The sequence below is a fragment of the Arthrobacter sp. QXT-31 genome (assembly GCF_001969265.1).
Taxonomy (GTDB): domain Bacteria; phylum Actinomycetota; class Actinomycetes; order Actinomycetales; family Micrococcaceae; genus Arthrobacter.
Window position 1 is genome coordinate 2874010 of sequence record NZ_CP019304.1, and the last position, 20069, is coordinate 2894078.

A 20069-nucleotide genomic window follows, 5' to 3' on the forward strand; every position below is an offset into this window, starting at 1 on the left:
GGGCCACAAGTGTCCGTTCGCGCTCAGTCCTGCCCCGGCTTAGCGTGCCGCGGAGACGGGCTGCTCCTGGAAAGCCGGCATGACCTGTTCGATGAAGAGCTCGAGGGAGCGCTTCTTCTCCTCGTGGGTCAGGCTGTTGTCGGACCAGAGGCTGAACTCGGTCACGCCCAGTGCCTCGTAGTGGCGGAGCCGTTCGATGACCTCATCGGGCGTGCCGATCATCGCGGTCCGGTGCAGGGACTCCGGGGTGAACTCCGGGCGTTCGGCGAACTTTTCTTCCGGGCTGGGCTCCAGGAAGCCGTTCTTCGGGGTGGTCTTGTTGCCGAACCAGGCATCAAACGTCCGGTAGAACTTGTTGATACCCTCGGCCGGACGCCGCCAGCCTTCGGGGTCGTCCGCGGCGTGGACGTGCGTGTGGCGGAGCACCATGAGGTCCGGGCGGGGGACACCGGGATTGTTCTCGACGGCGGTGTCGAACTTCCGCGCCAGGTCCTCGACCTCCTCGTCGCCCTTCATCAGCGGCGTCACCATCACGTTGCAGCCATTGGCGACGGCGAACTCGTGCGAGGAGATGTCGCGGGCGGCGATCCACATGGGCGGCGTCGGCTTCTGCAGCGGCTTGGGCACGCTCGTGGAGGTGGGGAACTGCCACACCTCGCCGTCGTGCGCGTAGTCACCTTCCCACAGGGCACGCACGGCAGGCACCATTTCGCGCAGGTGCTTGCCGCCGTCGACCGCCGACATGCCGCCCATGAGGCGGTCGAACTCGAACTGGTACGCACCGCGTGCCAGCCCCACTTCCGCCCGGCCGTTGCTGATGACGTCCAGGAGGGCGCACTCGCCGGCGACGCGTAGCGGGTTCCAGAAGGGAGCGATGATCGTGCCGGCGCCCAGCCGGATGCGGGAGGTGCGCGCCGCCAGGTATGCGAGCTGCGGCATGGGGCTGGGGGAGATGGTGTACTCCATCGAGTGGTGCTCACCGATCCAGACGGTGCTGAATCCGCCGGCCTCCGCGATGAGGGCGAGCTCGGTCAGGTTCTCGAAGCATTCCTGGTGCGAGACGGACTCGTCCCAGCGTTCCATGTGGACGAAGAGGGAAAAGCGCATTGGTGACTCCTTGGTCTTACTTGCTGGACGCCTGTTGTGCGACGGATGCAGCGTTGCGTTCGGCGATGGTCTGGTTGCCGCGGGACCAGTGTTCGTGCTCGATTTCACGGACGATGACGGTGGTGTTGTCCGGCACCGCGCCCACAGCGGTCTCAGCGGCTCGGTGCAGCTCGGCGATGAGGGAGCGGAGCTGCTCGGGGGTCCGGCCGCGGGCGATGGAAACTTCGATAAGAGGCATGGCGGGCTTCCTCAGCTGCGCAGGACGAAGGGGTCGGAGACGGGTCCTTCGTCGGTGTTGATCCAGACGCTTTTAAGCCGGGTGTACTCATGCATGGACTCGAGCCCGTGCTCGATGCCGACGCCGGAGTTCTTGAACCCCTGCCGCGGGGACATGGGGGACATAGCGCGGTAGGTGTTGACCCACACGGTGCCTGCTTCCAGCCGGCGCGCCATTCTGTGGGCGCGTGCGAGGTTTTGCGTCCAGATGCCGGCGGCGAGGCCGTACTCGGTGTCGTTGGCCAGGCCCACCACCTCGTCCTCGGAGTCGAAGGGCATGATCGCGGCGACCGGCCCGAAGATTTCTTCGCGCACCACGCGCATGGTGTTGTCGACGTCGGTCAGCACGGTGGGCGCGAAGAAGTAGCCGGGCAGGTCGATGTCCGGGCGCTTTCCTCCTGTCCGTACCGTGGCACCCTCACTGACGCCGATGTCCACGTAGGAGCTCACCTTGTCCAGCTGGGCGCCGAAGGCGAGTGGGCCGAGCTCCGTGGTGGCCAGCCGCGGGTCGCCGATGATGATCGAAGCCGCACGTTCGGCAACGCGCTCAACGAGTTCGTCGTAGACGCTGCGGTGCGCGAAGACCCTGCTGCCGGCAATGCAGGTCTGGCCCGCTGCCGCGAAGATCCCGGCGATGACACCCATCGCCGCATTGGATACGTTGGCGTCCTCGAACACGATGTTGGGGGACTTGCCGCCGAGTTCAAGGGTCGAGCCGATGAAGCGAGACGCGGTCTCCGCGGCGATGCGGGCACCGGTCTGGGTGGATCCGGTGAAGGAAATCTTCGCGAGATCGCGGTGGCTGACCAGCGCGGCCCCGGCTTCCTGGCCGAAGCCGGTGACGACGTTCACCACACCGTCCGGGAACCCGGCCTGGGAGGCCAGTTCGGCCACGCGGAGGATCGTCCGGGAGGTGTACTCGCTGGGCTTGATGACCACGGTGTTGCCGGCGGCCAGCGCAGGGGCGAGCTTGGACGTGGTTAGCGTCAGCGGCGAATTCCATGGTGTGATGGCACCGACAACGCCGAGGGGTTCGCGCTGGGTGTAGTTCAGCATGGTGATCGAGTTGGTGGGGATCTGGCTTCCCTGGACCTTGTCCGCGAGCCCGGCGTAGTAGTAGAGGTACTCGGGCAGGGAGGCGAGCTGGCCGCGCATCTCGCGCAGCAGCTTGCCGTTGTCCAGGGTTTCGAGCTCGGCAAGCTCATCTGCGTGCTCGCCGATCAGGTCACCAAGGCGCCGGAGGAGGTGGCCGCGCTTCGTTGGTGTGAGGTCGCGCCACAGCGGGGATTCGAACGCCTCCTTGGCTGCTGCCACGGCACGGCGGACGTCTTCCTCGGTTCCCCTTGCAGCTTCGTAGAGCAGCTCGAGGGTGGCCGGGTTGGTGCTGGCGAAATATTCCCCGCTGGCGGGAGCAGACCAGGTACCCCCGATGAAGTGGTCGAGTCGAAGCGTCATGCCCGTTCTCCTTCGGATTCTTGGATGAAGTCGTTGATGGCCCCGGCCAGGACGTCGGCGTCCTGGACCGGCAGCATGTGCCGTGCGCCGGGCACGACGAGACTCTTCGCGCCCGGGACGGCAGCCGCCAGGCGCTGCGTCATCTCGGGTGTCGATCCCGGGTCCAGCTCTCCGGTGACGGCCAGGGTAGGAACTTGGATGTTGCCGAGTTCCGGACCGATGACCGCGTCCCCGAGGGCGAAGACGCGGTAAGCGTGCACAAAGGACCCGACGTCGTTCGCCTCCAGGGTGCGCCGCGTCGCTTCCACAACATCAGCGGGCACGGACGTTCCGGTGTACCAGCGGTCGATGGATGCCTCGACGGTCGCCATGAAGTTCTGCTCGGCGGAGACAAGCCTTGCCATCACCGCCTGTGATTCAGCCTCCGTGCGCCGGCACACGGAGTTCACGCACGTCAGAGTCGCAACCCGATCGGGGTGGTATCTGGCGATGTACTGGGCGATAAGGGCGCCGAGCGAAAACCCCACCAGGTGGCTTCGCCCGGGTAGCCGGGCCAGCACATCCTCGGCCAGTTCGGCCAGGGAGGTGGGCTGCGTCAGGGCCGGCTGCCGTCCATGGCCCGGCAGGTCGATGGCCACCGAGTTCCGCTTGAGGGCATCTTGGACCGGCGCCCACATGCCCGCGTCGAGGCCGACACCGTGCAGGAGGGCAACGGAGGTTTCAGGCACGTGGGTCATTGCTCCGTGGACAGTGGCGCCAGGCGCTCCTGCGGCCGGCCCTGGGCGGAGGCTGCAAGGGCGATGAGGATCTCACCGGGATGGGGAGCGTCAGCCACCCTGACCTCGACGCTCTGGTGGTGCGAGCGGATGGTGGCATCCGTAATGTGCTTCATCGGGATGTCGAAGACGGTACCGGCCGGCGCGCGCTTCTCGACGGCGGGCAGCAGCGTGGTGGCGGAAGCGGCCTTGCGATAGTGGTCACCGAACTTCAGGGTGTGAATCAGCGCCGAGCCGTGCTCGATCTCGCCTTCGATGCCGACGATGGCCGCCTTGCCGTAGGCCTCGACGGGAGCGCCGAGGGTTTCAATCACCTTGGGGGCCAGGAGGGCGCCGAGGTCCGAGGCGGTGGCATCGATGCCCTCGGTGAGATCCTCGACGAAGCCCTGGCCGGCCCAGGGGTTGTCCACGACGGCGACGGCGATCGCGACCCGGGCACCGGGCGTTACGGGGCGGCCGCCCTCGGTAAGGATTTCTTCGGACAAAGTAACGATCTTGCGGATGTTCACGGCAGGATTCCCTCCAGGATTTCAGCGGTTACGGGGCGGTCGGTGGTTCGGTCACCGATGCGGGGATGCGGACGCGACCCCGTAGAGGCGGCGGCGACCACGACAATCTCGTTGGGGTGGGGCGCGTCGCTCAGGTTCAGCGTCAAGGTTTGGTAGTGGCTGCGCGTGGAAGCGGCTTCCTTGTGCCACATCGGCACGGCGATGGTGGTTCCAGGCTCTGCCCGGTCGTCCGAGAAGGAGAGGATTGACGTGCCTTCGAGGAACTCGCGGACGAGGTTGCCGAAGAACGGGGTGTGAATCAGCGCCGCGGCGTGCTCAACCTCGCCCTTCAGCCCGACAACGGCGGATTTGCCGAAAGCCTCGATCTCGCCGGCACCTCCCAGAGCTGCCGTGAGGCGGTCGGTGAGAATTTTCGCGAGCACGGGAGCTATGCGTTCGGTTTCGGATGCCAGGTCGGTTGAGACAGCCGAACCGATCCACGGATTGCGGATGACGGCGGCTGCGGCCGCCCTGGTCACGCTGGTGGCCAGGGCACCTGACCCGTCCCGGAGGATTTCTTCCGTTAGGACGGTGATCTTCCGGACCCCGAGTTCGCGGGCGAGTTCTTCGACGGCGGACGCCGGGTTGGTTCCCTCAGCGACGGGTGTGATTGTCTCGGACACGGTTCAACCCTTCTTTGGGGAGCTAGTGGCAGTCATGGGGTTCCTTTCGGTAACTAAGCTTCTTTTTCTGCCCCGGCTTGTTCTGCACCGGCGGCAGTGCCGGTGTCGGCGCCGACACCGGCGGCAGTGCCGGTGTCGGCGCCGCGCGCCGCAGCCAGGCTGGAGGCATTGACGTGGCCGCGCATGGCAAGCTCGGCGCCAACAGGATCCTTTTCCAGGAGCGCATCCACCACCGACTGGTGTTCCCGGATGGAGGCGCGCATACGGGCGGGGCGCTCAACGGTCTCGAGCACAATCCGGTGGTAGGCAAGCTGGTTCATGAGGCGCCCGTAGTGCTCGACGAGCTTCGAGTTGTCGGAGCCCCTGACGATCGTCCAGTGGAACTCGTGGACTAGTTCCGCGTACCTGGCGCTGTCCGCAGTCCGTTCAGCGCGCTCCGACTCCTCGATGTTGCGCTTGAGGATTTCCATTTCCGGGACAGGGCCCCGCCGGGAAAGCAGGCTTGCGGCCAAGCCCTCGAGGCTTTCCTTCAGCTGGAAGAGCTCAACGATCTCGCGGCGCGTCGGAATCCGGACAAAGGTCCCTACCTTGGGCCTGATTTCAACAAGGCCTTCGTTCTCCAGTTGCTTGAGCGCCTCCCGCACGGGCGTCCTGCTCACGTCAAACTCCTCCGCCAGGAACAGCTCCGGCAGCGGGGCGCCCGGAGGGTACTCACCGCTGAGGACCAGCTTCCGCAGCTTGTCCAAAAGGCTGACCTGATTAGCGGACGCCGGGGCGTCCTTTCGCAACTGGATGGCTTCTTGCATGCATCAAACCTATGTTGCATACAAGAGCCTCGTCAAGGGGTTGGCGGGAACTCGGGGATTTTCCGCACTTTGCAGTACACCTATTGACGTAGATCACACTCGGGCCTACGGTTGTGGCATGCAACAGACATTCTCTGACACCTTGACCGCAGCGTGGACGGCAGCCTGGGACGAGGGTGACGTCAACGCTTTCGACGCAATCGTCACTGCCGACTACCGCCGTGAGAGCGCCGGCACGAAAAAGATCACCGGCCTGAAAGAGCTGCAGCAGGAAATCCTCGATGTCCGGGCGGCATTCCCGGACCTCACCACCCGCATCGACAAGGTCATCGCCAGCGGTGACGACATGGCGATCTTCTGGACCACGACCGGCACGTTCACGCATCCCCTCGGCGGGGTTCCGCCCACAGGACGCGTCGTCGAGACCCGCGGCTCAAACGCCATCACCCTGCGCGATGGCCGGATTGCCTATGAGCGGGTTACCTGGGACGCGGCCGAACTGCTTGCCCACCTGGGTATCCCGTCCCTCAACTCGGCCTTCGAGGATGGAACGCCGGACGTCGTTGTGGACAACCTGTCCGGCAACCTCCCGCTGGACATCATGAAGGGATTCAACCGCCAGTTCATCACCGGGGTTACTGTCGTGACGACCGTTGACGAAACCGGCACGCCGCGGGGCCTGGCCGCCAACTCCTACGCCTCAATTTCCCTGGACCCGCCGCTGGTTCTCGTCTGCGTCCAGAAGACGTCGTCGACCTATCCCGCGCTGTTCCAGTCCTCACACTTTGGAATCAATATCCTCAGCAACGACCAGCTGGGGACCGTGCGGACATTCGCCTCGAAAACACCTGACAAGTTCGCAGACCTGGAATGGCATGCAGGACCCAACGGCGTGCCACTCATTGACGGGTCGGCGGCTTCACTCGAGGCCGAAATCAAGGAACGCTTCCAGGCCAAGACCCACACGATCTTCGTCGGCCGGGTCCGGCACGCCGAAGTCGCTGAAGCGGCTCCGATGGTCTATAAAGCAGGCCACTTCTTTGACGGCGCGCGCCTCGAGGAACTCTGAGACGCCAGCGAACTGCAATTTGGAGCACTCATGACCCACATCAAAAATGCTGAGGACCTGATGGAAGACACATCCTCCGGCATGGGCGAAAACCACCAGCTCGCCGACTCGCCCACTGCCGGTGAGCCGACGGCTGAAACAGCAATGGCCAAGGCAGACCGCCTGCGGCACAAACCCGGAGCAGTGTTCTGGGCGGCCGTCGGGCTGATCGGCGCGTTCACGGCCTGGGCATCATTGGCACCCGAGAACCTGAGTGCCGTCATGACCGCGGCCATGGACTGGGTGGCACAGAGCGTCGGCTGGAGCTACCTGGCTGTGACCCTCGGCTGCATCGGACTGCTCATCTACATCGGCCTCAGCAGGTTCGGAACCATCCGGCTCGGCGCCGACGACGCGAAGCCCGACTTCAGCACCTGGTCGTGGCTGGCGATGATCCTCTCCGCGGTCATGGGAATTGGCCTCATCAGCTACGGTGTGGCCGAGCCGATCTCGCACTTCGCTTCGCCGCCCCACGGTTTGGCCGAAGCCGGCACCTCGGAGGCCGCGGTCCGGGCCATGCAGTTCTCCTACTTCGACTGGGGCCCCCACGCCTGGGCAGTATTCGGCGTCTTCGGCCTCGCCATCGCATACTCCACGCACCGCCGCAACAATGCAGGGTTGGTGTCACCGATGCTGCGCCCGGTCTTCGGCAAGCTGGTCGACGGCTGGTTCGGCAAGATGATCGACGTGTTCGCCATCATCGCCACCCTCTTCGGGACGACGACGTCCCTCGGGCTCGGCGCTTCCCAGATCGGCGAAGGCATCGACCGTGTGTTCGGCATCCCCTCCAACCTCCTGGGCCAGATCCTGATCATCGCCGTCATCACCGTGATCTTCACACTGTCCGCGCTCTCCGGCGTGCACCGCGGCGTCAAATACCTAAGCCAGGGAACAATGGTTCTCTCCGCCGGGCTGGGACTCTACGTGCTGTTCGCCGGTCCCACCAACTTCATCTCGAACCTGTTCTTCCGCTCGCTCGGCGAATACCTCAGCGGTTTCTTCGCGGTGAGCCTGCTGACCCCCAGCACGCCGGAAGACGTCCAGTGGATGCAGTGGTGGACCTACTTCATGATGGCCTGGTGGCTGAGCTGGGGCGCCTTCGTCGGCGTCTTCCTCGCAAAGATCTCCGGGGGGCGCACGGTCCGCCAGTTCATCGCAGGCGTCATGATCGTCCCGAGCATTGTCTTCTTCGCATGGTTCACCATCTTCGGCGGCTCAGCAATCAAGTTCGACATGGAAAATGGGGGCCAGATCGGGGCCGCTGCGCTCGAGGACGTCAACTCAGCGTTCTTCGCCACCCTCGCCGAGCTCCCCCTGTCCGGGCTCACCTCCGTCGTGTCGATCTTCCTGGTGGTGATGTACTTCGTCTCCGGCGCGGACGCGAACACCTTCGTCCTGAGCATGATGTCCTCCCGCGGAACGCTCAATCCAACCAAGCCGGTCCTGACCACCTGGGGCCTGCTGACCGGGCTGTGCGCGGTCGTGCTCCTCATCGTCGGCGGCCTCAGCGCACTCCAGCAGGCAGCAATGCTGTCGGCACTGCCGTTCACCGTGATCGTGGCCCTCCTCGGAGCCGGCCTGGTGATCGAGCTGAGGAAGGACCCCCAGTTCGAAGGGACACGCGCCCTCACGCAGCGCGATCTCAACCGGATCCTCAAGCCCCAGGCCTAGCACCAGCTTCTGACACCTCCTAAAAGGACTTCCTGATGACAGTTACTTCTGCGCTTTCCCCTGCCGCCTCGACCGAGCTGGAATCCTCCCTCCTCGCCTCCGTGCCGACCGGCCTGCTGATCGGCGGGCAGTGGCGGGACGCGTCCGACGGCGGCACGTTCGACGTCGAGGATCCGGCGACCGGCAAGGTTCTGGCAACGCTGGCCAGCGCGACGAGCGAAGACGCCCTCTCCGCGCTGGATGCGGCCGACGGCGTCCAGGCGGCCTGGGCGCGGACCGCGCCGCGTGAGCGGGCAGAGATCCTGCGCCGGGCCTTCGAGCTGGTGACCGAACGGGCGGAGGACTTCGCCCTGCTCATGACCCTCGAGATGGGCAAGCCGCTGGCCGAGGCGCGGGGCGAGGTGGCCTATGCGGCCGAGTTCCTGCGCTGGTTTTCAGAGGAGGCGGTGCGGGATTACGGCCGCTATCTGACCACTCCCGAGGGCAAAAACAAGATCCTCGTCCAGCACAAGCCGGTCGGCCCCTGCCTGCTGATCACCCCGTGGAACTTCCCGCTCGCCATGGCCACCCGCAAGGTTGCCCCTGCCGTGGCGGCAGGATGCACCATGGTGCTTAAGCCCGCAAAGCTCACGCCGCTGACCTCGCAACTCTTTGCGCAGGTGATGACCGAGGCGGGCCTGCCAGCCGGGGTACTGAACGTCGTGTCGTCGTCGTCGGCCTCATCCATCTCCGGGCCCCTGATGAAGGATGCGCGGTTGCGGAAAGTGTCCTTCACAGGCTCGACGCCGGTGGGCAAGCAGCTGATGGCGGAGGCGTCCCGGAACGTATTGCGCACCTCGATGGAGCTGGGCGGGAACGCCCCGTTCATTGTGTTTGAGGACGCCGACCTGGACAAGGCGGTGCAGGGCGCGATGGCGGCAAAGATGCGGAACATGGGGGAGGCGTGTACCGCCGCCAACCGGTTCCTCGTGCACGAATCCGTGGCGCAGGAGTTCACCGGCAAATTCGCCGAGGCGATGAAAGCCCTCCGGCCCGGCCGCGGCACCGAGGCCGGCGTGACGGTGGGCCCGCTGATCGACGCCGGCGCACGCAAGGATGTGCACGCCCTGGTGGAAGACGCCGTCACCGCCGGCGCAACACCGGCGGCGCGCCTGTGGATGGCCCCGGCTACTTCTATCAGCCCACCGTCCTGGCGGGCGTATCAAACACCGCGGAGATCCTGCGCACCGAGATCTTCGGTCCGGTCGCCCCGGTCACCACGTTCAGCACCGAGGAACAGGCCATTGCCATGGCCAACGCCACCGAGTACGGCCTGGCCGCCTACCTCTACACCCGCGACTACGAGCGGATGTTCCGCGTGTCAGAGCAGATCGAATTCGGCATGGTCGGTTTCAATGCAGGCGTCATCTCCAATGCCGCGGCACCCTTCGGCGGCGTCAAGCAGTCCGGGCTGGGGCGTGAAGGAGGCTCGGAAGGCATCACCGAATACACCACCACGCAGTACATCGGCATCGCAGACCCCTACGCCTAAAGCCCGGCAAAGCGCGAACGGACAGTTGTGGCCCCAAAACGCCGGGAAAATGGGGCCACAAGTGTACGTTCGCGCTTAACCGGTTTTGTGTGCGGCCTCGGCTTCCAGCAGCGGCAGGGTCCTTCCCTGGAAGTGGGTGTTGAGGACGATCACCGTGGTGGAGCGCAGCACCGTCTTGGTGGACATCATCGCGTCGAGCACCCGCTGCAGGTCCGGATTGGAGCGGGCGGCGATGCGGGCCATGAGGTCCGAGCTGCCGGAGACCGTGTGGATCTCCGTCAGTTCGGGGATTTTGGTGAGCGCGGCCACCACGGCGTCATGGCCCAGGTCCTGGTTGATGGTCAGCGAGCAAAAGGCCACCACGGGGAAACCGAAGTGGGCGGGGTCGGGCTGCGGCACCCACGAACCGATCACGCCCTTGTCCGTCATGCGGTCCAGCCGGGCCTGGACCGTGGCCCGCGCGATTTTGAGCACCCGCGAGGCCTCCAGCACGGAGGCGCGCGGCGCATCCGTGAAGAACCGGACAATTTTCGCATCCAATGCGTCCACGTTCATGGCGTGCTCCCGCTTCCTCCGGATCCGGCAGCACAAACTGCTGCCGGATCTGCCAATGCCTTAGGCAAACTGGCACCATGATCTCACGCCGGAGCGGCGACCCCTGCGAGTGCTGGTTCCTGGGATGCCGATTCCTGCATGGCGCGGGCCTGGTCGGCGGCGAGGACCGGTGCCATGCTCTCCCGCATGTAGTCCGCCACCACGCTCTGCGAAATCGCCACATCGAGGACAAAGAGGCCGCGCGCCCCGGCCGCCTGCCATTCCCGCAGGGCGGCAATGTCCGCCAGGGAGCGCATCTTCGTTCCCTGGGCGCCCATCGCCCTGGCCACGGCGCTGAAGTCCACTTCCTCGATCTGCATGGCCGTATCGTCCAGTCCACGCACCGCGTACTGGTGGATCTCGGCACCATAGGCGGCATCGTTGAAGACCACCATGACGCCGCTGGCGATCTCCCGGACGGCGGTTTCAAGGTCCGCCAAAGCCATGAGCGCACCACCGTCGCCGGAGATCAGCACCGTCGTCCGGTCTGGCCGGGCCGCCGCCGCCCCCACCGCCGCGGGCAGTCCCAGCCCGATGGTCTGGAAGGCTGTGCCCACCATCATCAGGCCCTGCGGATCCGGCACCTGGCAGTACATGGGCATCCAGCCGCAGAAGTGTCCGCCGTCCTGGACGATCGTGCGTTCCGCGGGGAGAACCGAGTCCAGCAGCCGGGCAACGGCATGCGGGTTCAGCCGGCCGTCGGGTGCGGACTCCGCTGCCGCCTGGTCGAGGCCGACGGGGCCGGCCAGCAGTTTCGGATGCTTTGCGCGCCAGCCGCCGTCCGTTGCCGACGGAACTGCTGCGGCCAGCTGCCAGGCAAAGGCCGCGGCATCCGCCTGGACGAAGTCCGTCACCTGGTCGCAGGTTGCTGCCGGCTGCTCGTCAATCTGGATCACGGTGGTCCCTGGGGCAAACAGGGAGCCATACCGGGTCTGGAAGAGGTTCAGCCCGGCCCCCACGACAAGCACGGCGTCGGCCTGCCGCATGATGTCCACGGCCTGGGGGCGGGCGAAGCCGCCGGCAATGCCCAGGTCCCAGGGCGAACCGAAGAAGTTCCGTGCCATAACGGACGTGGCATACAGGGCCCCCACCCGGTCGCCAAGTTCCAGGAGGGCAGCCCGGGCGTTGGACAGCACCGCACCGCGCCCCGCAATGATCAGCGGCCTCTCCGCCTGGTTGAGCAGTGAGGCTATCCGCCGCACGTCGAGGCTGTCCGGGTGCAGGACCTTCCCGGCGGGACGGGCTCGGTCGGGCTGCTGCTCTACGGCGGAGAGTGAAGAGATGTCATAGGGCAGGGCCACCACAACAGGCCTCCGCTCCTGGCGGGCAATCGTCCACGCTTCCTCGGTGGTCCGCGCGGCATTGTCGGCAGCAACGGTGACGGTCTGGACGCCTAGCCCCCGGGCCACCATGACCTGGTCAATGTCCCAGGGGCGGGGGCCCGCCGCCGGTGCGTCACCGACCACCACCACCATCGGGATCCGTGCCTTTGCGGCTTCGGTGAGGGCGGTCAGGCTGTTGGTAAATCCCGCGCCGTAGGTCACCGTGGCGACGGCAACCTTGCCGCTGGCCCGGTGGTAGGCGTCAGCCATCGCGATCGTCCCCGCCTCATGCCGGGCGCTGATGTAACGCATGCCCCGGCTGGTGAGGCTGCTGATGAAGAAGGCGTTTCCATTCCCCATCAGCCCAAAGATGACGTCGGCGTGGCTGGCGCAGACGTCTGCAACAACATCGGATACGGTCAGGCGGTGTGTCATCGGGTTTGTTCCTCGTGGCTAGAAGTTGGGGGAGTGGGTCAGTGTTGGCGGAGCAGCAGGCGGCCGGCCCGGCGGGCGATCTCCAGGACGCGGTCGTTGGCGTCGGCTGTCCCCACGGAGACGCGGATTCCCTCAGTCGGGAAGACACGGACCGCGATGGCGTTGGCCTCGAACAGTGCGGCCACCTCCGCGGTATGGATGCCGGTGTCCAGCCAGAGGAAGTTCGCACCTGACGGCCTCACCGGAAGTCCGGCCCCGAGCAGCCCGGAGTAGACGCGCTGGCGCTCGCTGATCAGGCTGTCGATGCGGTCCTGAAGTTCCTTCCCGGCCCGCAGGGAGGCCAGCCCTGCCTCCTGTGCCAGGGCTGTGACGGCGAAGGGGATGGCCACCTTGCGCAGGCCGGCAATCAGTTCGGGCGTGCCAATGGCATAGCCGAGGCGCAGGCCCGCCAGACCGTAAGCCTTGGAAAAAGTGTGCAGGACAACCACGTTCGGGTGCCGCCGGAACAGGTCCACTCCGACGGCGGTTTCCGGGTGGTCGTTGAAGTGCAGGTAGGCCTCATCGATGACCACCAGCACGTCCGACGGCACCGTGCCGAGGAACCGTTCGGCGGCGGCGGCAGTCAGGACTGCGCCCGTAGGGTTGTTCGGGTTGCACAGGAAAATGACCCTCGTGCGCGGGGTGACCGCGGCAGCCATCGCCTGCAGGTCATGGCCGCCCTCCGGGGTCAGGGGGATTGGCTGGGGTTCCGCTCCCGCCACTGTGGCCAGGATCGGATAGGCCTCGAAGGACCGCCAGGCGAACATCACCTGGTCACCCGGGTTGGTCACGGCGTGGATGATTTGCGAGGCAACCTCCACAGAGCCGGCCCCGAACGCGATGTTGCCGGCGGTGATGCCCCACTCGTCGGCAATTGCCGCGGCCAGGGCGTCCGCAGCCAGGGAGGGATAGCGGTGGATGCCCGACACGGCGCCGGCCACGGCCTCCGCCACCGAGGGCAGGGGCGGATAAGGATTCTCGTTGGAGGAAAGCTTGAACGGTGCGAGCCCGTCCACAGGTTTGGGTGCTGCTCCCTGCCGGTAGGCCGGGATCGTGTCGAGGCCTGCCCGTTGCCCGATGGTAGTGGTCATGGTTTCCTCCGGATGATGCTGCCCTGCAGCTCTGTTGTGGTCTGGGGCACACCGTAGGGAACGGGTGAAGGGCTAGACAAGTTAGCAATCAGATAGTGAGCAAAGTGCACAGCCTGTCCGCGGGTGGACCCGTACCGGTAGGCAATTTGCCAAGCGGATATGCAATTGGTTGCCACACCCCCGCAGAGTGACTAGCGTCACTTCCGGACTCCCCAACGACGGAGCCGCGACCACTGGGCCGGTCAACGATGACCTGCCCTTTTGGCTGTCCATGACCTCCAAGCGGTCCGCCCGCTTGTCACACCCTGATACGAGGCAATCTATGAACAAGGCACCCACCATCGCCAACGCACCGGCGGCAGCTCCACCCGCGCACGGACCTACAGCGCAGGGACCCAGCGCGCAGCGGCCCACACTGGGCCGCTCCCTGAAGTCCCGCCAACTGACCATGATGGGGCTGGGCAGCGCCATCGGTGCCGGGCTGTTCCTGGGTTCGGGAGTCGGAGTAAAGGCGGCCGGGCCGGCTGTATTGATCTCGTACCTGGTGGCCGGAACCCTTGTCATCCTGGTCATGCGGGCGCTGGGGGAACTCGCGGCCGCGAATCCGAACATCGGGGCGTTCTCCGTTTACGCGCAGAAGGCGTTTGGAAAGACGGCGGGCTCGACTTTGGGCTGGCTCTGGTGGTTCCAGCTGGTGGTGGTGATCGCGGCCGAGGCGGTCGGAGCCGCTGGCCTGCTTGCGACGGTGTTTCCGGATCTGCCCGTCTGGCTCCTGTCGCTGGTCTTCGTCACGGTGTTCACGGCCGTGAACGTGGCCGGCGTCCGCAACTACGGCGAGTTCGAATTCTGGTTCGCGATCCTGAAAGTAGCGGCCATCGGAGCCTTCATCCTGATCGGCGCCGCCCTCATCTTTGGCTGGCTACCGGCCGTGGACTCACCGGGCCTGTCCAACCTCTTTGGCAACGGCGGCTTCGCCCCGACCGGTCTGGCGGGCGTGGCGTCCGCACTGCTCGTGGTGGTCTTCGCCTTTGGCGGCACGGAAATCGTCAGCGTTGCGGCCGCCGAGACCCAGGACCCGGTCCGCAGCGTCGGCAAGGCGATCCGCACCGTCGTGTGGCGGATCATGGTGTTCTACGTCGGCTCGCTTCTCGTCATCGTCACCGTTGTCCCCTGGGATTCAGAGCAGCTCGCCTCCCCGTTTGCCGCAGTGCTGCGCGTGGCGGGCATCCCGGGGGCGGAAACCGCCATCACCCTGGTCGCCGTCGTTGCCCTGCTCTCTGCGCTCAACGCCAACCTCTATGGCGCCTCCCGCATGGTGTACTCCCTTGCTGAGCGCGGCGAGGCGCCCAAGGGGCTGACCCGGCTGAACAGGGCGCAGGCTCCGGTCCGCGCCGTGCTCGCGTCTGTGGCCTTCGGCGTCGGCTCGACGGTTTTGGAGCTCTTCTTCCCGGGGAAGGTATTGCCGCTTCTGCTCAGCCTGGTCGGCTCCACCATCCTGGTGGTGTGGACTTCGGTGCTTCTTTCCCAGTTCGTCCTGCGGCGGCGTGCTGACCGGGAAGGCCTTAAACTTCCGCTGCGGATGTGGGCCTTTCCGTATCTGAGCTATCTGGCCATGGCTATCCTGGCCGCCATCTTTGTCCTGGGCTTCCTCGACGCCGGCACCAGGATTCAGCTGCTCTCGACGTTCGCGCTCACGGCAGCCATCGCCGTCGCCTGCCGCCTGACGGGCCGCGCACGCAGCCGGAGGTAGGAAGCGGGAGGCAGGAAGCCGGGCTAGACAAGCGGCCACGGGTAGCGCATGCCGGTGCGGTCAATGGGCAGCACCGGCTCGCGCAGCAAACGCTGGACCCGGCGCCGCAGGGCGCTGACCTCGGATCCGTCGAGGAGCTCGGCAACCTCGGCGGGTACGGCGTCGGCGAGGGGGGTGATGTCCTCGAGCAGGGTTTCGGGAACGGGGTCACCTGCGAAGTCCCAGATCACGGTGCGGAGTTTGAAGATTGCCGAGAAGCACAGGCCGTGGTCGATGCCCCACACCCGCCCGTCGTCGCCGCGCAGCACGTGCCCGCTCTTGCGGTCCGTGTTGTTGGCGACGTAATCGAACAGTGCTATCCGCGCGAGGTCGCCGTGGGTTTCCGGGACGTCGGCGTACAGCGTGAAGTAATGCTCGCTGAAGTCGCAGTCGATGAACCACTGCAGCGACCCGACCCCGAGGGGCGCCTCCTCGCGGATCACCGTGGGCGGCACGAACCCCCAGCCCAGGGACTCGCTGAGCAGGTACGCCGCGCGTTCCCGCCGGTACAGCCCGGGCTCGAAATCGGACAGTGGCCGCTCTCCGGCCTCGGGTTTGTACACGGCAAAGGCAGAGTCGTCCCCGGCGAAGATCCGGACCAGGAACGTCTCGTTGCTGCTGCGCGGGATGCGCCCGATCAGCTCCACATCGCCCCCGGCCAGAAGTGTCAGCTCCCGTCCGGACACCGGCTGCCCCACGTCACCGTCGGTCCCATGTCACGCCCGCAGTCCGCTCAGCGGTTCCGACGTCGAATTCACCATGAGCACGGCGGGCGCCCGGCCGTCCGACAAGGAGATGGCCGAGACCGATCCCGGGCTGATGACAATTCTCTGGAAGAGGTCCAGGTGCGTGCCCAGGGCGTGCGCGACGGCCGCCTTGATCGGGTCGGCATGGGAGAAGCAGACGACGACGCCCCCCGCGTGCGCGGTGCCCAGCACCTCGAGCGCCCCCACCATCCGCGCCTGCATCTGCGTGAAGCTCTCGCCGTTGGGAAAGCGGAAGGCTGACGGGTTGTGCTGCACCGTCTGCCACTGCGGAAGGCCCGCCAGTTCGGAAAGCGCGACGCCGGTCCACTCGCCGAAGTCACATTCGATCAGGCCGGCCTCCGCGCGCACCTCCAGCCCGGTGCGCGATGCTGTGGGTTCGGCTGTCTCGCGGGTGCGCTCCAGCGGCGAGGTGTAGATACCGGAAACCGGAAGGCCGGCGAGCCGTTCCGCGACCCGCTCGGCCTGGGCGCGGCCCCGGTCGGACAGGTGCAGTCCCGGCGCCCGCCCCGGCAATACCTGGCCCGTGGTGGGCGTTTCCCCGTGGCGCACCAGAAGGAGGAGGGTGCTCTCCGGTTTCGACGGCGGTGCGGCAGTCACAGCACAAGCCTAAGCGTTCGCCGCCTGCCCCGTGCAGCTCTCTTACGCACTGCTTTCCGAGGAAATCCCTCGATTCCCTGCGCGGTCCGGGACTACGGTAGAGGGGTGAGTGATCGTCCCGATATCTTCACCGTTGGCGAACTGCGTGCTTCCGGGCACGTCCACAAGGACCTGCGCCACGAGATCCGCGACAACCTGATCGCCGCGCTCGCCGCCGGCCGCGATCCCTGGCCCGGGTTGTTCGGATTCAGCCGCACCGTCCTTCCCCAGCTTGAGCGTGCCCTGATCGCCGGGCACGACGTCGTCCTGCTCGGCGAACGCGGGCAAGGCAAGACGCGGCTGCTCCGCACCCTGGCCGGGCTGCTGGACGAGTGGTCCCCGGTGATCGAGGAATCGGAACTCAACGAGCACCCGTACGAGCCGATCACCGAGCAGTCCCGCGCCCGTGCCCTCACCGAAGGGGACCGCATGCGGGTGGCCTGGCGGCACCGCTCCGAACGGTATGTCGAAAAGCTCGCGACACCGGACACGTCGGTCGCCGACCTCATCGGCGACGTCGACCCGATGCGGGTGGCGGAGGGGCGCCGCCTCGGCGACCCGGAAACCATCCACTACGGCCTCGTTCCGCGCTCCAACCGCGGGATCATCGCCATCAACGAGCTGCCCGACCTTGCCGAGCGGATCCAGGTGTCGATGCTGAACGTGATGGAGGAGCGCGACATCCAGATCCGCGGCTACGTGCTGCGCCTGCCGCTGGACGTGCTCGTCGTCGCGTCGGCCAACCCTGAGGACTACACCAACCGCGGCCGGATCATCACGCCCCTGAAGGACCGCTTCGGTGCTGAAATCCGTACCCACTACCCGATCGAGCTCGATGACGAGGTCTCCGTCATCCGGCAGGAGGGGAAGCTGGTGGCCGACGTCCCGCCTGTCCTCCTTGAGATTCTGGCCCGCTACACGCGGGCGCTGCGCCAGTCCCCGGCCATCAACCAGACTTCCGGGGTTTCCGCCCGGTTCGCCATCGCGGGCGCCGAAACCGTTGCCGCCGCAGCACTGCGCCGGGCCAGCGTCCGCGGGGAGGACCAGGCGGTGGCGCGGATCATCGACCTGGAGACCGCGGTGGAGGTCCTCACCGGAAAGATTGAGTTTGAGTCGGGTGAGGAGGGGCGCGAGCAGGGCGTCCTGGACCACCTCCTGCGGACGGCCACCGCCGAAGCCTGCCGGGCGCACTTCAAGGGCATCGACATGGGCCCGCTGGTGGCCGCGCTCGACGGGCACAAGACCGTCACCACGGGGGACCAGGTCACGGCGCGGGAGTTCCTGGCGAACCTGCCGTCCCTCAACGGCTCAAGTCTCTACGACAAAATCAGTGAGCGCCTGGGCGCGGAAAACGACGGCCAGCGGGCTGCCGCCGTCGAACTTGCCCTGGAGGGCCTCTACCTCGCCCGGCGGATCTCCAAGGAGTCCGACGACGAGGAAACGGTCTACGGCTAAGCCCAGTTCTCGCTTTGGTACAGGAGGCATGATGACCCTGCATAACCGGTCCAGGTACGGCCGGTACGCCGGAGGCCCCGATCCGCTGGCCCCGCCGGTGGATCTGACGGAGGCGCTGGACGCCGTCGCCGAGGACGTCATGGCGGGGTACTCGCCGCGGCACGCCCTGCAGGAGTACCTGCGGCGGGGCGGCCAGAACCGCGACGGGCTCGACGACCTGGCCCGGCGCGTCCAGCAGCGGCGGCGTGAACTGCTGGGCCAACACCGGCTGGACGGCACACTCAACGAGGTCAGGAAGCTGCTCGACACGGCCGTGCTGGAGGAGCGCAAGCAGCTGGCGCGCGACGCCATGATGGACAACACCGACCGGGCCTTCCGCGAGATGCAGCTGGAGAACCTGCCCCCGTCCACGGCGGCTGCGGTCAATGAGCTCGCGTCCTATGACTGGCAGTCGAGCAGTGCCCGGGAGGCGTACGAGAGGATCAAGGACCTGCTGGGCCGGGAGGTCCTTGACCAGCGGTTTGCCGGCATGAAGCAGGCGCTGGAGAATGCCACGGATGAGGACCGCGAAGCCGTGGGCGAGATGCTGCGCGACCTCAACGAACTGCTGGGCAAACACCGGCGCGGCGAGGACACCGACGCGGATTTCCGGGAGTTCATGGCCAAGCACGGTGACTTCTTTCCGGAGAACCCGCAGTCAGTCGAGGAGCTGGTGGACGCCCTTGCCAAGCGCGCAGCCGCGGCCCAGCGGCTCCTGCAATCGATGTCCGCAGAGCAGCGCGACGAGCTGATGCGGCTGTCCGCCCAGGCCTTCGGCTCGGCCGAACTGATGGCACAGCTCAACCAGCTCGACGACAGCCTGCGCGCCCTGCGGCCCGGCGAGGACTGGAGCGGCTCCGAACGCTTCGGCGGCCAGGAAGGGCTCGGGCTGGGCGACGGCACCGGTGTGCTGCAGGACATCGCCGAACTCGACGAGCTGTCCGAACAGCTCTCCCAGTCGTACAACGGGTCCACGCTCGACGACCTGGACCTGGATGCCCTGGCGCGGCAGTTGGGCCAGAACGCCGCAGTGACGGCGCGCACCCTTGCCGAGATTGAACGGGCCATGCAGGAGGGCGGCTACCTGCGCCGCGGCTCCGACGGCGACCTCCGGCTGTCGCCGCAGGCCATGCGGCGGCTTGGGAAGTCGCTGCTGCGGGACGCCGCCAAGCAGCTGTCCGGACGGCAGGGCCGCCGGGACACCCGGGTTGCCGGGGCCGCCGGAGAGCAGACCGGCTCCAGCCGGCAGTGGGAGTTCGGCGACGCCGAGCCCTGGGATGTCACCCGCACCATGACCAACGCCATCCGCCGCACCATGGCCGACGGCGGTGATCCGGCCGGCGGACTGCACCTCGCCGTCGGGGACATCGAGGTGGCGGAGACGGAGGCGCGGACCCAGGCCGCCGTCGTCCTCCTCGCGGACGTGTCATTCTCAATGGCCGCCGAGGGGCGCTGGGTGCCCATGAAGCGCACCGCACTCGCCCTGCACCACCTCGTCTCAACCCGGTTCCGCGGGGACCGGCTGCAGCTGATCACGTTCGGCCGCTACGCACAGGCGATGGACATCGGCGAGCTGACTGCCCTGCCGGCCCTGCGGGAGCAGGGGACCAACCTGCACCACGGCCTGCTGCTGGCCGGCCGGTTCTTCCGAAAGCACCCGTCAATGCAGCCCGTCCTCCTTGTGGTGACCGACGGCGAGCCCACCGCGCACCTGCTGCCGGACGGCGAGTCGTGGTTCTGCTGGCCCCCGGACCAGGAGACCATCCGCGTGACGGTCGCTGAGCTGGAGCGGCTGGGCCGTGCCGGCACGCAGGCCACCTTCTTCCGGCTCGGCGACGACCCCGGCCTGGAACGCTTTACCCGCCGGCTGGCCCGCCGGATCGACGGCAAGGTGGTGGCACCTGAGACCGGCGACCTGGGGGCCGCGGTTGTGGGTGCGTACCTCCGCACGCACTTCCGCGATGGACTGTACGACGACGACTGGGTCGCGGGGATTTAGAG

At 66.8% G+C, this 20069-nt stretch carries 17 protein-coding genes and 1 pseudogene; 6 read left to right on the forward strand and 12 right to left on the reverse strand.

The window, feature by feature from the left end; genetic code table 11:
- Positions 1–39: 39 nt before the first annotated feature.
- Genes BWQ92_RS12910 through BWQ92_RS12940 form a run of 7 tightly spaced genes read right to left on the reverse strand, consistent with a single transcriptional unit; the run spans position 40 to position 5591 of the window.
- Positions 40–1107: an LLM class flavin-dependent oxidoreductase gene (locus BWQ92_RS12910; protein ID WP_076800041.1), complete on the reverse strand. Its 1068-nt coding sequence runs from the start codon at positions 1105–1107 to the stop codon at positions 40–42.
- A 16-nt stretch (positions 1108–1123) separates the two neighbouring features.
- Complete coding sequence (locus BWQ92_RS12915; protein ID WP_076800042.1) at positions 1124–1345, reverse strand: tautomerase family protein; 222 nt, start codon at positions 1343–1345, stop codon at positions 1124–1126.
- A gap of 11 nt (positions 1346–1356) precedes the next feature.
- Entirely contained in the window at positions 1357–2838 is a 1482-nt protein-coding gene (locus BWQ92_RS12920) for an aldehyde dehydrogenase (protein ID WP_076800044.1), read from the reverse strand.
- Entirely contained in the window at positions 2835–3575 is a 741-nt protein-coding gene (locus BWQ92_RS12925) for an alpha/beta fold hydrolase (RefSeq protein ID WP_076800046.1), read from the reverse strand. Before BWQ92_RS12925 ends, BWQ92_RS12920 begins: the two co-directional genes overlap by 4 nt.
- Entirely contained in the window at positions 3572–4123 is a 552-nt protein-coding gene (locus BWQ92_RS12930) for an amino acid synthesis family protein (RefSeq protein WP_076800048.1), read from the reverse strand. Before BWQ92_RS12930 ends, BWQ92_RS12925 begins: the two co-directional genes overlap by 4 nt.
- Complete coding sequence (locus tag BWQ92_RS12935; RefSeq protein ID WP_172804284.1) at positions 4120–4785, reverse strand: amino acid synthesis family protein; 666 nt, start codon at positions 4783–4785, stop codon at positions 4120–4122. Before BWQ92_RS12935 ends, BWQ92_RS12930 begins: the two co-directional genes overlap by 4 nt.
- A 53-nt stretch (positions 4786–4838) precedes the next feature.
- Positions 4839–5591, reverse strand: a complete 753-nt coding sequence (locus BWQ92_RS12940; RefSeq protein WP_236782949.1) for a GntR family transcriptional regulator — start codon at positions 5589–5591, stop codon at positions 4839–4841.
- A gap of 118 nt (positions 5592–5709) precedes the next feature.
- Between BWQ92_RS12940 and BWQ92_RS12945 the strand changes: the two genes are divergently transcribed.
- The 3 genes and pseudogenes from BWQ92_RS12945 to BWQ92_RS12955 all read left to right on the forward strand — a co-directional run bounded on the left by BWQ92_RS12945 (position 5710) and on the right by BWQ92_RS12955 (position 9901).
- Complete coding sequence (locus BWQ92_RS12945; protein WP_076800050.1) at positions 5710–6660, forward strand: flavin reductase; 951 nt, start codon at positions 5710–5712, stop codon at positions 6658–6660.
- Positions 6661–6690: 30 nt separating this feature from the next.
- Entirely contained in the window at positions 6691–8370 is a 1680-nt protein-coding gene (locus tag BWQ92_RS12950) for a BCCT family transporter (protein WP_076800052.1), read from the forward strand.
- Between the two features lie 35 nt (positions 8371–8405).
- A pseudogene (locus BWQ92_RS12955) lies at positions 8406–9901 on the forward strand (NAD-dependent succinate-semialdehyde dehydrogenase).
- Positions 9902–9976: 75 nt separating this feature from the next.
- Here BWQ92_RS12955 and BWQ92_RS12960 read toward each other — a convergent pair.
- From BWQ92_RS12960 to hisC, 3 genes are all read right to left on the reverse strand, one after another.
- The gene (locus tag BWQ92_RS12960) at positions 9977–10456 is read right to left on the reverse strand and encodes an Lrp/AsnC family transcriptional regulator (protein ID WP_076800054.1); all 480 of its coding nucleotides are present in this window, start codon (positions 10454–10456) and stop codon (positions 9977–9979) included.
- Between the two features lie 83 nt (positions 10457–10539).
- Positions 10540–12252 carry a thiamine pyrophosphate-binding protein gene (locus BWQ92_RS12965; RefSeq protein ID WP_076800056.1) on the reverse strand — a complete coding sequence of 571 codons (1713 nt, stop codon included), beginning with the start codon at positions 12250–12252 and terminating at the stop codon, positions 10540–10542.
- A 38-nt stretch (positions 12253–12290) separates the two neighbouring features.
- Positions 12291–13382, reverse strand: a complete 1092-nt coding sequence (gene hisC / locus BWQ92_RS12970; RefSeq protein WP_076800058.1) for a histidinol-phosphate transaminase — start codon at positions 13380–13382, stop codon at positions 12291–12293.
- 322 nt (positions 13383–13704) lie between these two features.
- Between hisC and BWQ92_RS12975 the strand changes: the two genes are divergently transcribed.
- The gene (locus BWQ92_RS12975; protein ID WP_083706299.1) at positions 13705–15132 is read left to right on the forward strand and encodes an amino acid permease; all 1428 of its coding nucleotides are present in this window, start codon (positions 13705–13707) and stop codon (positions 15130–15132) included.
- A gap of 23 nt (positions 15133–15155) precedes the next feature.
- On the opposite strand, the gene BWQ92_RS12980 is transcribed toward BWQ92_RS12975, so the two are convergent.
- Together BWQ92_RS12980 and BWQ92_RS12985 are read right to left on the reverse strand one after the other, a co-directional pair.
- Entirely contained in the window at positions 15156–15857 is a 702-nt protein-coding gene (locus BWQ92_RS12980) for an SCO1664 family protein (RefSeq protein ID WP_076803697.1), read from the reverse strand.
- Between the two features lie 30 nt (positions 15858–15887).
- Entirely contained in the window at positions 15888–16535 is a 648-nt protein-coding gene (locus tag BWQ92_RS12985) for an MSMEG_4193 family putative phosphomutase (RefSeq protein WP_083706300.1), read from the reverse strand.
- Between the two features lie 105 nt (positions 16536–16640).
- Between BWQ92_RS12985 and BWQ92_RS12990 the strand changes: the two genes are divergently transcribed.
- Together BWQ92_RS12990 and BWQ92_RS12995 are read left to right on the forward strand one after the other, a co-directional pair.
- Positions 16641–18029, forward strand: coding sequence for a sigma 54-interacting transcriptional regulator (locus tag BWQ92_RS12990; RefSeq protein ID WP_076800060.1), 1389 nt, complete (start codon positions 16641–16643; stop codon positions 18027–18029).
- A gap of 31 nt (positions 18030–18060) precedes the next feature.
- Positions 18061–20067, forward strand: coding sequence for a vWA domain-containing protein (locus BWQ92_RS12995; protein WP_076803699.1), 2007 nt, complete (start codon positions 18061–18063; stop codon positions 20065–20067).
- Positions 20068–20069 lie beyond the last annotated feature (2 nt).